Annotated in this window: 11 protein-coding genes and 1 pseudogene; 6 read left to right on the top strand and 6 right to left on the bottom strand. The window is 67.9% G+C overall.

Annotation, left to right across the window (positions count from 1 at the left end; genetic code table 11):
- Positions 1–34: 34 nt before the first annotated feature.
- On the top strand, positions 35–1,042 hold the full coding sequence (hemF, locus tag ACORQU_RS09225) for an oxygen-dependent coproporphyrinogen oxidase (protein WP_491644785.1): 1,008 nt from the start codon (positions 35–37) through the stop codon (positions 1,040–1,042).
- A 754-nt stretch (positions 1,043–1,796) separates the two neighbouring features.
- Here hemF and polA read toward each other — a convergent pair.
- Positions 1,797–4,562, bottom strand: coding sequence for a DNA polymerase I (gene polA, locus ACORQU_RS09220; protein ID WP_491644783.1), 2,766 nt, complete (start codon positions 4,560–4,562; stop codon positions 1,797–1,799).
- 120 nt (positions 4,563–4,682) lie between these two features.
- Between polA and ACORQU_RS09215 the strand changes: the two genes are divergently transcribed.
- Complete coding sequence (locus tag ACORQU_RS09215; protein WP_491645031.1) at positions 4,683–4,991, top strand: DUF2782 domain-containing protein; 309 nt, start codon at positions 4,683–4,685, stop codon at positions 4,989–4,991.
- A 70-nt stretch (positions 4,992–5,061) separates the two neighbouring features.
- Positions 5,062–5,307, top strand: a complete 246-nt coding sequence (locus tag ACORQU_RS09210) for a hypothetical protein (protein WP_491644781.1) — start codon at positions 5,062–5,064, stop codon at positions 5,305–5,307.
- Between the two features lie 28 nt (positions 5,308–5,335).
- Here ACORQU_RS09210 and lepB read toward each other — a convergent pair.
- Positions 5,336–5,962, bottom strand: a pseudogene (lepB, locus tag ACORQU_RS09205) (signal peptidase I).
- Between the two features lie 243 nt (positions 5,963–6,205).
- Between lepB and ACORQU_RS09200 the strand changes: the two are divergent.
- Together ACORQU_RS09200 and ACORQU_RS09195 are read left to right on the top strand one after the other, a co-directional pair.
- Positions 6,206–7,900, top strand: a complete 1,695-nt coding sequence (locus tag ACORQU_RS09200; RefSeq protein ID WP_491644779.1) for an FAD-dependent oxidoreductase — start codon at positions 6,206–6,208, stop codon at positions 7,898–7,900.
- A 56-nt stretch (positions 7,901–7,956) separates the two neighbouring features.
- Positions 7,957–8,856 carry a ketopantoate reductase family protein gene (locus ACORQU_RS09195; RefSeq protein WP_491644777.1) on the top strand — a complete coding sequence of 300 codons (900 nt, stop codon included), beginning with the start codon at positions 7,957–7,959 and terminating at the stop codon, positions 8,854–8,856.
- 9 nt (positions 8,857–8,865) lie between these two features.
- Here the strand turns inward: ACORQU_RS09195 and ACORQU_RS09190 are convergent, their stop codons facing one another.
- The 4 genes from ACORQU_RS09190 to ACORQU_RS09175 form a co-directional block, all read right to left on the bottom strand.
- Positions 8,866–9,102 (bottom strand): hypothetical protein, encoded by a 237-nt coding sequence (locus ACORQU_RS09190; protein ID WP_271647580.1) that lies wholly within the window; start codon positions 9,100–9,102, stop codon positions 8,866–8,868.
- A 130-nt stretch (positions 9,103–9,232) separates the two neighbouring features.
- Positions 9,233–9,466 carry a hypothetical protein gene (locus tag ACORQU_RS09185; RefSeq protein ID WP_271647581.1) on the bottom strand — a complete coding sequence of 78 codons (234 nt, stop codon included), beginning with the start codon at positions 9,464–9,466 and terminating at the stop codon, positions 9,233–9,235.
- Positions 9,467–9,618: 152 nt separating this feature from the next.
- Complete coding sequence (locus ACORQU_RS09180) at positions 9,619–10,698, bottom strand: DUF1615 domain-containing protein (protein ID WP_491644775.1); 1,080 nt, start codon at positions 10,696–10,698, stop codon at positions 9,619–9,621.
- Positions 10,699–10,772: 74 nt separating this feature from the next.
- Positions 10,773–11,357 (bottom strand): phosphatase PAP2 family protein, encoded by a 585-nt coding sequence (locus tag ACORQU_RS09175; RefSeq protein WP_491644773.1) that lies wholly within the window; start codon positions 11,355–11,357, stop codon positions 10,773–10,775.
- Positions 11,358–11,808: 451 nt separating this feature from the next.
- On the opposite strand from ACORQU_RS09175, the gene ACORQU_RS09170 reads away from it, so the two are divergent.
- The gene (locus ACORQU_RS09170) at positions 11,809–12,930 is read left to right on the top strand and encodes an NAD(P)/FAD-dependent oxidoreductase (RefSeq protein ID WP_491644772.1); all 1,122 of its coding nucleotides are present in this window, start codon (positions 11,809–11,811) and stop codon (positions 12,928–12,930) included.
- The last annotated feature ends 3 nt before the right edge of the window (positions 12,931–12,933 follow it).

The raw sequence follows: 12,933 nt of genomic DNA, 5'->3' as shown, positions 1-12,933 counted from the left end.
GGTTCCGACGACACGCGCCGCTTAAACTGGCGCGATGAACACCATCCCCGACATCGACCCCGTCCGCGATTACCTGACCGGACTGCAGGACCGCATCTGCGCGGCCATCGAAGCGGCCGACGGCCAGGCGCGCTTCCAGGAGGACGCCTGGGCGCGCGGCGAGGTCGGCGGCACGCCCGCCTCCGACACTGGCCCGTCCCTGGGCGGCGGTCGCTTCCGGCCTCCTGCCTCCCGCGACACTGGCCCGTCCCTGGGCGGCGGTGGGCGCACCCGCATCCTGCGCGATGGCGCAGTGTTCGAGCAGGCCGGCATCGGATTTTCCGATGTCTCCGGCAACCGCCTGCCGCCCTCGGCCACCGCCACCCGTCCCGAACTGGCCGGCGCGTCCTGGCGCGCGGTCGGCGTGTCGCTGGTGTTCCACCCTCGCAATCCGCATATCCCGACCACGCACGCCAACGTCCGCCACTTTCGCGCCGAGCGCGACGGCCAGACCGTGGCCTGGTGGTTCGGCGGGGGCTTCGACCTGACCCCCTTCTATCCGGTCGATGAGGACGTCCTGCACTGGCACCGCACCGCGCGCGCGCTGTGCGAGCCGTTCGGCGGCCAGTCGCGCTACGAGGCGCACAGGCGCTGGTGCGACGAGTATTTCTTCATCAAGCACCGCAACGAGACCCGCGGCGTGGGCGGGCTGTTCTTCGACGACCTGCATGGCGACTTCGAGAACGAGTTCGGCTACCTGCGCGCGGTCGGCGACGGGTTCCTCGACGCGTATCTGCCCATCGTCCAGGCGCGCAAGGACACGCCATACACGGACGAGCAGCGCGCGTTCCAGCTGTACCGGCGCGGGCGCTACGTGGAGTTCAATCTGGTCTACGACCGCGGCACGCTGTTCGGTCTGCAGAGCGGCGGGCGCGCCGAATCCATCCTGATGAGCCTGCCTCCCCTGGTGCGCTGGGAATACGGCTACACGCCCGAGGCGCAGAGCGCCGAGGCGCGGCTGGCCGACTATCTGGTGCCGCGCGACTGGCTGGCGGACAGCTAAGGCCGACTGAAACACCGGGACCTGCAAGCGACGCGAACCAGGAAGGCTTGTCGGCATGCAGGCATGCAGGTAACGAGGCCTGCCGCGACTTCTCTCAGCACGTGCAAAACGCGGGATCAAACGCTCGCCGGATCGCAGGCATAAAAAAGCCCCGCGGAGCAGGGGGAGCTCGGCGGGGCCAGGGTACGGGAGCCTGGGGAGGGGCCCTTCGTACCAGAGATCTATCCCCAGGGGATGGGGGGACGATCTGCGACAGACCTTGCATCTGTCGAGGGCTATGAGAGCACTTCCAACATGGATGGATCGTGAAGATTTCAGTTAAAAACCTGTTGGATTTAGGGATTATTCAGATAATAAACTCATCAGTATTGAAATTATTTTTCCGTTACTTCCAAGCATCGATCCGGCAACCCTTCATCTCAAGACGCTGCGTCCCACGCGTCACCTTCGATGTGTCACCGCGTTGCGGAATGCGAAGCACATCCGCAGCGTTAACGGCGCCGCGTTTGTGGCGCCAAAGACGCGTCTTCTCTCACCGCACCACACTGCTTCCGGAGTGAGCCCATGCCACCGCGGCCATGCCCATCGTGGCGGTTCGGTCCGTCGACATGAAACAGTGTGTCGACGCCGCGCGTGCTGCCTTTTCCAGCCAGGCCTACCCGACGCTGCAAGCAGTCCAGGCGCGACAACGAGGCTCCGCTTCGTGTACTGAAGCGCTGGTGCGCCGAGGCCCGCTTGTCAGCGGCCGCACTGGCTAATGCGCTTGGTCCCAGTTGTCACCGACGCCACAATCGACTTCCAGCGGCACCGCCAGGCTGGCCGCGCCGGACATCAGCGCGCGCGCCTGCGCGCTCAGCGTCTCGACAAAGTCCACGTCGGCCTCGAACACCAGTTCGTCGTGCACCTGCAGGATCATCAGCGCCCGGTCAGCGTGGTCGGTCAGCCAAGCATCCACACCGACCATCGCGCGCTTGATGATGTCCGCCGCCGTGCCCTGCATGGGCGCGTTGATCGCCGCGCGCTCGGCGCCGGCGCGCTGGGCCTGGTTACCGGCATTGATGTAGTCCAGGTACAGGCGACGGCCGAAGACGGTCTCCACATAGCCCTTCTCGCGCGCCTGCTGGCGCGTGGCCTCCATGTAGTCGCGCACGCCGGGATACCGGTTGAAGTACTGGGCGATATAGTCCTGCGCCTCGCCGCGACCGATGCCCAGCTGGCGCGCCAGGCCGAAGGCGCTCATGCCATACATCAGGCCAAAGTTGATCGCCTTGGCCGCACGGCGCTCGTTGCTGGTGACGTCCTCCAGCTTGCGCCCGAACACCTCCGCCGCGGTGGCGCGGTGCACGTCCAACCCATTGGCAAAGGCGCCGACCAGGCCGGGATCACCGGACAGATGAGCCATGATCCGCAGCTCGATCTGCGAGTAGTCGCAGGCTACCAGCTTGCGGCCCGCCGGGGCGACGAAGGCGCGGCGGATCCGGCGCCCATCCTCGGTGCGGATCGGGATGTTCTGCAGGTTGGGATCGGACGAGGACAGCCGCCCGGTCGCCGCACCGGCCTGGTGGTAGCTGGTATGCACACGGCCGGTATCCGGATGGATCATCTCCGGCAGCTTGTCGGTGTAGGTGCTGCGCAGCTTGGCCAGGCCGCGGTACTCCAGGATCACGCGCGGCAGTTCGTGCTGGTCGGCAATGGCTTCCAGCGCCTCCTCGTTGGTCGAGGGCTGGCCCTTGGGCGTCTTGACCACCGCCGGCAGCTTGAGCTCGTCGAACAGCAGCGCCTGCAGCTGCTTGGGCGAATCCAGATTGAAACTGCGCCCGGCCAGCTCGGTGGCCTGCTGCTGGGCGGCGAGCATGCGCTTGGACAGGTCAGCGCTCTGCCGGCGCAGTTCCTCGGCATCCACGCGCACGCCGTTGGCCTCGATCCGCGCCAGCACCGGCACCAGCGGCATCTCGATGTCGCGGTAAACGGTTTCCAGTCCCGGCTCGGCGGCCAGCTTGGGTGCCAGCACCTGGTGCAGGCGCAGGGTGATGTCGGCATCCTCGGCGGCGTAACGGGTGGCGTCCTCGAGCGAGACCTGCGAGAACGGGATCTGCTTGGCGCCCTTGCCGCACACGTCCTCGTACTTGACCGTGTCGTAGCCCAGATAGCGCTTGGCCAGGCTGTCCATGTCATGGCGCGCGCTGCCGGAATTGAGCACGAAGCTCTCCAGCAGCGTGTCCTGGGCGTAGCCGGCCACGTCCACGCCATGGCGGCGCATCACGTGCAGGTCGTACTTGCCGTGCTGGCCGATCTTCTCGATGGCCGGGTCGGACAACAGCGGGCGCAGCGCGTCCAGGACCGCCTCGCGAGGCAGCTGTGCCGGCACGCCGGGCGCGTCGTGGCCGAGCGGCACATAGGCGGCCTTGCCGGCTTCGGCCGCCAGGCTCAGCCCGACCAGGTTCGCCCGCATCGGGTCCAGGCTATCGGTCTCGGTATCGAAGGCGAAACGGCCGGCCGCGGTGAGCGTGGCGATCCAGGCATTCAACCGCTCGGCGTCCAGGATGGTTTCGTATTCGCCTGCGGCGGCCAGCGCCGGGTCGAGGTCGCTGGCTGCTGCCGACACAGGCGCCGCACTGAAGCCCGTCCCGCGCGCCTTGCCCGGCTCCTTCTCGGCCACCGATGCGGTCACGCTGCCGCCGTCCAGGTCCTTGAGCGCCTGGTTGAAACCGTAGCGCGCGTAGAGCTCGCGCAGCTCATCCACATGCTGGTCGCGCAGCGCCAGGTCCTGCGCGGCCACCTCCAAAGGAACGTCGGTCTTGATGGTGACCAGCGTGCGGTTGAGCGGCAGGCGCTCCAGCGCGGCGCGCAGGTTGTCGCCGATCTTGCCCTTGATCTCGCCGGCGTGTTCGATCACCCCGTCCAGGCTCTCGTACAGGCCCAGCCACTTGGCCGCGGTCTTGGGGCCGCACTTCTCCACCCCGGGCACGTTGTCCACCGTGTCGCCCATCAGCGAGAGCAGGTCGATGATCTGATCGGCACGCACGCCGAACTTGTCCATCACCGCCGCATCGGAATCCATGCGGCTGCCACTCATGGTGTTGACCAGCTCAACGCCCGGGCGCACCAGCTGGGCGAAGTCCTTGTCGCCAGTGGAAATGGTGACCTGCAGGCCATCGGCGCACGCCTGCAGGGCCAGCGTACCGATCACGTCGTCGGCCTCCACACCTTCGATGCGCAGGATGTCGATGCCCAGCGCATGCACGATCCGGCACATCGGCTCGATCTGTGCGCGCAGGTCGTCGGGCATGGCCGCGCGGTTGGCCTTGTAGGCGGGATAGAGGTCGTCGCGAAAGGTCTTGCCCGGCGCATCGACCACGAAGGCGATGTACTCGGGCCTTTCCTTCAGCGTGGCGCGCAGCATGTTGACCACGCCGAACAGCGCACCGGTCGGCTCACCGTCCGCATTGGTCAGCGGTGGCAGCGCATGGAAGGCGCGATACAGGTAGGAGGAACCATCAATCAGGACGAGTCTGCTCATCGCGCAATTCTACGCGGTGCCCGTCATGACCAGGCCGTCACCCCCAGCCGCGCGCACAGGCGGATAATCAGATCCTGTTCTTCCCGACAAGGTCCCGCCATGAAGCGCCTGATGCCCGCCCTGACCTGCCTGCTGCTGAGTGCCGGCCCATTGCTTGGGGGATGCGCCACCAACCCGGCCGCCGGCCCCGAGCAGGCCGTGAGCGAGATGGACCTGGACAACGCCGACGTGGCGGTGCGGACCGAGGACAATGGCGATGTCATCCAGGAGTATCGTGTGGCCGGCGCACTGCGCATGGTCAAGATCACGCCGGTGCGTGGCCCGGCCTACTACCTGTACGACGACAACGGCGACGGCAAGCTGGACCGCAGCAGCGACCCCAATCGCGGGGATATCGCCCCGGTCTACTGGAAGCTCTACGGCTGGTGAAGCGCCGGCCTCGTTCAGCTTGGATGTAAGCTGCCCCGTCAACCCTGTTGCGGGGACACGAGGGGAGCCAATGCCAGATCAAGAACGCCGCGGCGAACACACGCCCACGGAGGCCGCCCTGCGTGCCGGCCTGTCCGAGGCCCAGCTGAAGACGCTCAAGACCATGGAGCAGTTCGGCTGGACGCTGCGCTTCGTGCGCAAGCCCTTGTTCCGCGACCCGTTGCCGGTGCTGTTCGACCGCGCGGGCGCACGCTACGTGGTGCTGGAGCGCGACGGCACCATCGACGAGCAGCCCAATATCAAGGTTCGCGATTGATCCCGGCGACACATTGGCGACCCATCGCCTAGAGGCGACGCCAGCCCAGCCCTTCCCCGCGCCGCCAGTCAACCGCGACTGCGCGACCATACAGCGCGTTGGCCTGAACCAGCCCGAAGAAGCGCCCGTCCTCACTGTTTCCCCGGTGGTCGCCCAGCATCAGCACCTGGCCAGGCGGGACGATCAGCCCGTCGATATCCGGCCCGCCGCCATGATCCAGATCCAGCGGCGCGGCGTGCATGCCGAAATGTTCGACCTGCCCATCGGCGGCGGCCAGCGCCTATCCGTTGATCCACAGATGGCCATCGAGCAGGCGAACCTGATCACCTGCGACCGCGGCGACCCGTTTGATCAGGCGCGTGCCATCCACCGGTGAGTCGAAGACGGCCACATCACCATGCTGCGGCGTCCCGGTGGGCCACACGACCCGATTGCCGAGCGGCAGGCGCAGGCCATAGGCGCGCATGTCCACCGCGACTCGGTCGCCGACCTCCAAGGTGTGCTGCATCGAGCCGGATGGCACTACGTAATGATTGGCGAACGACGCGCGCGCCGCGCCCAGCAGCGCAATCAGCGCCAGCAGGCGCATGGCGTCCCGCCACCACGCATACGGACCGTCGCCGCGGACTTGTCGTGAAGAAGTCTGCGCCTGCATGAGCGGATTCCGAGAAGTGGAGGCAATGATCCTGCGTTGTGGGAAGCGCCTGTCACAGGTGCCAAGGGTCGTGTCCGCCCCACGCCATTTGCCCGACGCGCCGCGGATCGCGCGCGTGCCCAGCCTGACCTGCAGATGACTGTCCTGTCACTTTGGAGAAGCGCGTTCTCCCTCGCAGGAGCCCCACTTTCATCCAATACCCACCGGCGTTTACACAAGCTGGAAGCCTGCCGACAGGAAGCGATGTCTATGTTCATCGACGCCAGTGCCCTCCCCCGCAACACCATCATGGATGCCGATCTCTGCATCATCGGCGCAGGTCCCGCCGGGATCGCGCTGGCGACCGAGCTGCGCCGCAGCGGACTGCAGGTGGTGCTGCTGGAAAGCGGCGGGCTGAACGAGGAAACGAGCGAGCGCGGACAGCCGGACAGCAAGTCGGTCTTCGAGGGGCACCGCGGCCTGTGGACCACGCGCCGGTTTGGCGGCAACGCCAACCGCTGGCTGGTCGACGCGGGCATCGGTCCCAATCATCTGCGCCTGATCACGCTCAGCGCCGCCGATTTCGACCGCCGCCCGTGGATCCCCAACAGCGGTTGGCCGCTGACCCTGGAAGAACTCAGGCCGTTTTACACGCGCGCGCAGTCCTGGTTCGAGCTGCCCGAGTGGCACTACGGCCCCGGCTACTGGGAGGACCAGGGCAACCGGCGCCTGCCGCTGCAGAACAGCGGCCTGCGGACCAGCATGTTCCAGTTCGCCGACAAGAACGTTGTGCTGACCAAGCACCGCGACCTGATCGGCGCTTCCGGTGACATCAACTGCTATTTCAACGCCACTGCCACGCGGCTTGAGATGAACGAGGCGGGCAACCGGATCACGGCCGTCCACACCCTGCCCAAGCCGGGCCTGGAGGTGACCTTCCGCGCCCGCACCTTCGTGCTGGCCCAGGGCGGACTGGCAACGCCGCAGCTGCTGCTGTCCTCGACCGACCGGCAGGCGAGCGGCATCGGCAACCAGCACGACCTGGTGGGTCGCTATTTCATGGATCATCCGCTGCTGTTCGGGGGCACCCTGACCCCGACCTCGCGCAAGCTGATCGATCGCATGGCGCTGTACGACCTGCGCCGCATCGGCGGCACCTCGGGCATGGGCCACCTGCAGCTCACCGACGAGACCCTGCGCGGCGAGCCATGCGTGAACATCAGCACCATCCTGTTCCCCCGGCGCAGCATGTCCCGTCGCCGGGAACTGGGGTTCCGCGCCTCCCAACGGGTGCGCGAGGCGTTGCACAAGCGTGGCCGGCTGCGCAAGCGCGACCTGCTGGCGATGCTCTACGGCCTGGATGGCGTGGCCCAGCAGTACAACGACCGGCTGCGCAATCCCATTTCCCATCTGGGCATCGGCGGCTGGTCCAAGACCAACGCACCGAGCCAGCGGCTGGACCACTTCGAGGTCCTGCACCAGGCCGAGCAGCCGCCGCGCTACGACAACCGCGTCAGGCTTGGCGAGGAGCGCGACGACCTGGGCAACCGCCGGATCGAGATCCAGTGGCGCTGGCACGACCGGGACGTGGCCCTGGTGGAAAAGGCCCAGGACATCCTGGCGCGCGAACTGAAGCGCAGCGGCGTGGGCGAGTTCAGCATCCGGCGCCCGATGGAAATCAAGACCAGCTCCACGACCCACTTCTCCGGTACGACACGCATGCACGACGACCCGCGCGAGGGCGTGGTGGATCGCAACTGCCGCGTCCATGGCGTGGATAACCTGTTCATCAGTGGCTCGAGCGTGTTCCCCACCGGCGGCTATGCCAACCCTACCCTGACCATCGTGGCGCTCTCGCTTCGCCTGGCCGACAGGATCCGCCAGGAAGCCGGCGTCAACGGCGGTCCGCTGCGCGGCACGCAGGCCCTACCGAGCGCCAGGGAAGTACGCCAGGACTGACGCGCGCGCGCCGTGCTGGCTAGAGTGTCCGATCCGTTTCAGCGAGGATCGAACACATGCGGATCGCCATCATGGGCGCCGGCGCGGTGGGTTGTTATTACGGGGCACTCCTGGCGCGCGCCGGTCATGTGGTGACCCTGATCGGGCGCCCCAGCCTGGTCGACGCGGTGCGCCAACGTGGCCTGCTGCTGGACTCGGAGCGCTTCACCGGCACTGTCGCGCTCGAGGCCAGTGACGAGCCCGCCGCCGTGGCCGGGGCGGCGCTGGTGCTGTTCTGCGTGAAGTCGGGCGACACCGAAAGGGCCGGGGCGCAGATCGCCCCCTGGCTGGACTCCGACGCGCATGTGCTCAGCCTGCAGAACGGAGTGGACAACGCCGCGCGTCTGGCACAGGTACTGGGACGCGACGTGATCCCCGTGGCCGTCTACGTCGCCACCGAAATGATCGGGCCGGGCCATGTGCGCCATCACGGCCGCGGCGACCTGATCATGGGGCCTTCGCCGGGTGGCACGGCGCTGGCCGCGGTGCTGGATCAGGCGGGGATTCCGACCCGCGTCTCGGACACCGTCATGGCCGCGCTCTGGGCCAAGCTGACGATCAACTGCGCCTACAACGCGCTCTCGGCGCTTTCCGGGCAGGCCTACGGCACGCTGGTCCAGTCCGAGGGCGTGTCCGAGGTGATGCGTGATGCGTTCGACGAATGCCTGGCCGTGGCGGCCAGTCAGGACATCGCCCTGCCGAAGTCCCTTTGGCAGGACACGCTGAACATCGCCCGCAACATGGCCGCACAGCGCTCATCGACCGCGCAGGACCTGGCGCGCGGCCGGACCAGCGAGATCGACCACCTCAACGGCGCCGTCGTTCGCATGGGTCAGGCCGCCGGGATCGCCACGCCGGTCAACCGGACCCTGTGGTGCCTGGTCAAGCTCGCCGAGCGGCGTGCCGCGCCGGCCTGAGGCGTGCGCTCAGGGCGCGCGCCGATACACCGCGGCGTTGATGCACGACAGCACGCTGATGATGAACCAGCCGAAGGGCAGCAGTGACAGGGTGATCAGCCAGGTGATGGCAAAGGCGACGCAGGCCACCACGAACCAGCACACCGCCGAGATCAGGCGCCCCTGGAACAGCTGTCCCAGACCGGGAATGAAGAAACTGCAGATGGCGGCAATCACGTTGCCGGTCGAACCCTGCCCTTCGCTCATGCGCCTTGCTCCTGGTGCCCAGGTACGCATTGTGCAGGCTTGGCCGATCGCAGCGAACGTGCAGGAGGTCACGCCCCATGCAGGAAGCGCAGGAAGATGGCCGCGCCTGGACAGGCGCCGAGGTCCACGCCTATTCGACCGCTGCGATCCGCATGCCGTAAGGGGCCAGCATCGTGTTGACGCGCTGCATGACCGCCACGCCGTCCGCATCGGCGACGCTGTCTTCGATGGGGTCCACGCGGGCCATGAAGGCCTGCCAGAACGCATTGGGCGACGGATGCGCGGCGACCAGCGCGGGCAGCTCCCGCTCCAGGGCGCCGAGCATAGCGTCCAGCTGTTGCGCAGAGGCGTATTGACTGGCCATGACATTCACGGGAAATCACTTTGGGTCCACGGGCGCCGCACGCCACCCCGACATGATACGAGACGCGTCCGCCCCCCGCGATCGGCATTTCCAATCCGATGGGAGGTTCCCTGTCCGGTGGTCCGACACTCGCGCGGGAAGCGCGCGTGGACCTAACGCTGCATGCAGCGCTGCCAGCGGGCATTGACCCGATCGGCGAACCATGCGGTGGTCAGCTTGCGGGTGATCTTGGGGCTTTCCAGGCGGATGCCCGGCAAGATGGCACGCGGCATGGCGCGTCCCGCGGCGGCGTCTGCCAGCGCGAACACCCGGGCATAAAGCGCGGTGTCCTCGAACTCCAGGCGATCGCCACGCGCCAGCGCGTCACGGATCTGCCCGTCGCCCATGTCCAGGCGCGCGCCCAGGGCGCGTATCGCGCGCTCAGTGCTGCCAGGATGTTCCAGGTCAGCGCCGGGCTGCAGCAGATCGCCGTCCAGCGCCAGATCGATGCCGGTGGCCCGGCTCACCGCGGCCTGGAAGGCGGCGTTGCGGCTGGCGTACCAGCCCGCGTTGAAATCGGCGAAGCGATAGAGCAACGCGTCATAGTGGGCCGGATAACCCAGCAGATGCGCCGTTCCGAAATACAGCCCGCCGCGGCGGGTGAACACCTCGTGCCGGATCGAGCCTTCGATCGGATACGGATAGTCCCGCGCGTGTTCACGGGCGAAGTCCACGCTGACCTGCATGGGCCCGCCGGTATGGACCGGATTGAGCCCACCGAACAGCCTACCTCCCAGCGGCACCATGCCGATGAAGTCCTCATAGAGCGCGCTGAGCTGGCGCTCGGTACGGACTTGGCCCAGCCGCTGGGCGTAGCTGCGACCATCTGGCGAATCGATCCGCAGCGCGGCGCTGACCAGCAGGCCAGGAACATGCAGCGCCGCGGCCCGACGGTCGATCTCCGCGCGCGCGATCCTGGCCAGCCCCGGTACGACCGGATCGGCGGTATAGGTGCTCTCCTGCTCGGTCACGGCCAGGACCGCGCACAGGTTCGCCGTGCTGGTGGAGATGTCCTGCGCAGACAGCGCGACATAGACGTCATTGGCCCAGCCACTGCGGTCGGACACGCTGGCCGGCAGTTTGCGCAGGATCTCGGCGCGCACCACCTCGGGCTGGCGTTGCGGGGGGAGCGCAGGCTGGGTGGCACAGCCTGCCAACAGCACGAGTCCCAGGCAGAACAGGCGGATACGCATCGGGAGATCCGGGACGGCGGTAGCGGTCGAGCGGCCTATCGTGCCATGCGCGGGTCGAAGCCCGGCGCGCGTGCTCAGCTGTTTTGCAGCCGCCATGCGATGTGCGAGAGCACCCGCTCGGCCGACACATGCGGCGCCATCCACACCACTAGGCCGGCGGCCATCAGCGCGCCGGCCATCCACGGCAATGCCCGCGCCGGCAGCGCCATCTCGCCGTGCCAGCGACGCAGCAGCAACCCGCCGACCGTCAGGCCCAGGGCCAGACCCACCATGATCTCCACCGGCGTGTGCCGGTAGGTGAGGACGCGCGAGATGGCGATGGCCAGCGCGACGCAGACCCCCAGCGCCAGCGACGCGTGGCGCACGCCTGGCCGCGCGCCTTCGGCCAGGCTGTAGCACAGCAGCGGATACAGCAGCGCCGACAGGGCGCTATGCCCGCTGATGGTGAAGAACCCGATGGTGCGCCAATCGATGCCCGCGGCCTTGTAGGCCAGCTTGGAGACGACCAGCAGCGCGATCATCCCCGACACCGCCACGGCCGCTTCCAGCGCCAGACGTGGGTTGCGACGCCACCATTGCCAGCCCAGGACCAGCATCACCGGCGCCACCAGGCGTGCATCACCCATCCAGGTCAGGAGAAGGGCCAGGGAATGGGGCATGCAGGATCCTGAAAGCGGCGTGCGGGAGACGCCCAGTGTTACGCAGATCACAGACGAATCAGGCCCCGACGGGCAGGACCAGCCAGCTGCGACTCAGGCTGCAGCGGCGCCCAGGCGCCATAGCGACATGAAGCCGCGGCCATACGCCCGATTGGTGGGTGAAGCCTGTCAGCGCCGACAGGGAGACACGGATGCACCTCCCGTGGTCCTTGTCCGCACGCCGAGCGGACCTGCTCGTCGTCGCGTGGGCTCACCCGACCATGCCGCCGTCTTCAGCGGATGAATTCACTTGCGGCCAGCGGTGGCAGATCCGGCATGACGCGTCCTCGAGGGCGCATCCCGCGAAGCGTGCAGCGCCGCACGGGAGGACCGCCATCGGTCGCCGCGCACGCGCGCGTCCTTCCGGGGCGCTAAGTTGCGTCTCTACAGGCGGGCAAGCGAGGAATGACGAATGGATCGGGTGGATTGTGTGGTGATCGGCGCGGGCGTGGTCGGGTTGGCGAGCGCCCGCGCGCTGGCGCTGGCCGGGCGCGAGGTCTTGGTGCTGGAAGCCGAGGCCGCCATCGGCACGGGCACCAGCGCGCGCAACAGCGAAGTGATCCATGCCGGCATCTACTACCCGCAGGGCTCGCTGAAGGCGCGTCTGTGCGTCCAGGGACGGCGGATGCTCTACGCGTTCTGCGCGCGTGCCGGCGTGGAGCACCGCCGCTGCGGCAAGCTCATTGTGGCCAGCGAGCCGGAACACGTCGCGGGACTGGAGCAGATCCGTCAGCACGCGCTGGCCAATGGCGTGGAGGACCTGCAGCTGTTCGATGCCGGTGCGGTCGCGGCGCTGGAACCGGAACTGCGAGCCGTGGCCGGGCTGTTCTCCCCCAGCACCGGCATCGTGGACAGCCACGGCCTGATGCTGGCGCTGCAGGGCGAGGCCGAACACCACGGCATGATGCTGGCCCTGCGCGCGCCGGTCGTGCAGATGGCGCGGGTGGACGACGGCTTCGTGCTGGACGTCGGTGGCGATGCGCCCATGCGACTGCATGCCACCACCCTGGTCAATGCAGCCGGGCACGGTGCCCCGGCGCTGGCCGCCGGGATGGCCGGGCTGGACGACAAGCACGCGCCCCGGGCGTGGTTCGCCAAGGGCAGCTATTTCAGTCTGTCCACGCGCACGCCGTTCCGGCACCTGGTCTATCCCCTGCCCGAGCCCGGTGGACTGGGCGTGCACCTGACCCTGGATCTGGCCGGGCGCGCGCGCTTCGGCCCGGACGTGGAATGGGTAGACGGCCTGGACTACGCACTCGATGCCCAGCGCGGCGAGCGCTTCTACGAAGCCATCCGACGCTATTGGCCGGGCCTGCCCGATGGCGCCCTGCAACCGGCCTATACCGGGATCCGGCCGAAGATCAGCGGCCCGGGGCAGCCCAATGCGGATTTCCGCATCGATGGGCCGGCCGAGCATGGGGTCGCTGGGCTGGTGAACCTGTTCGGCATCGAGTCGCCCGGCCTGACCAGCAGCCTGGCCATCGGCGAGCACGTCTGCGCCCTGCTGGAATTGACCGAACCTCTGGCGGTCTGACCT

The sequence above is a fragment of the Pseudoxanthomonas sp. JC1303 genome (assembly GCF_058448525.1).
This window is presented reverse-complemented; position numbering and strand designations above follow the sequence as displayed.

Bases quoted from the DNA above. Each gene is read 5' to 3' on its own strand.
- hemF (WP_491644785.1), top strand. From the start codon at position 35: ATGAACACCATCCCCGACATCGACCCCGTCCGCGATTACCTGACCGGA.
- polA (WP_491644783.1), bottom strand. From the start codon at position 4,562: ATGAGCAGACTCGTCCTGATTGATGGTTCCTCCTACCTGTATCGCGCC.
- ACORQU_RS09210 (WP_491644781.1), top strand. From the start codon at position 5,062: ATGCCAGATCAAGAACGCCGCGGCGAACACACGCCCACGGAGGCCGCC.
- ACORQU_RS09200 (WP_491644779.1), top strand. From the start codon at position 6,206: ATGTCTATGTTCATCGACGCCAGTGCCCTCCCCCGCAACACCATCATG.
- ACORQU_RS09195 (WP_491644777.1), top strand. From the start codon at position 7,957: ATGCGGATCGCCATCATGGGCGCCGGCGCGGTGGGTTGTTATTACGGG.
- ACORQU_RS09190 (WP_271647580.1), bottom strand. From the start codon at position 9,102: ATGAGCGAAGGGCAGGGTTCGACCGGCAACGTGATTGCCGCCATCTGC.
- ACORQU_RS09185 (WP_271647581.1), bottom strand. From the start codon at position 9,466: ATGGCCAGTCAATACGCCTCTGCGCAACAGCTGGACGCTATGCTCGGC.
- ACORQU_RS09180 (WP_491644775.1), bottom strand. From the start codon at position 10,698: ATGCGTATCCGCCTGTTCTGCCTGGGACTCGTGCTGTTGGCAGGCTGT.
- ACORQU_RS09175 (WP_491644773.1), bottom strand. From the start codon at position 11,357: ATGCCCCATTCCCTGGCCCTTCTCCTGACCTGGATGGGTGATGCACGC.
- ACORQU_RS09170 (WP_491644772.1), top strand. From the start codon at position 11,809: ATGGATCGGGTGGATTGTGTGGTGATCGGCGCGGGCGTGGTCGGGTTG.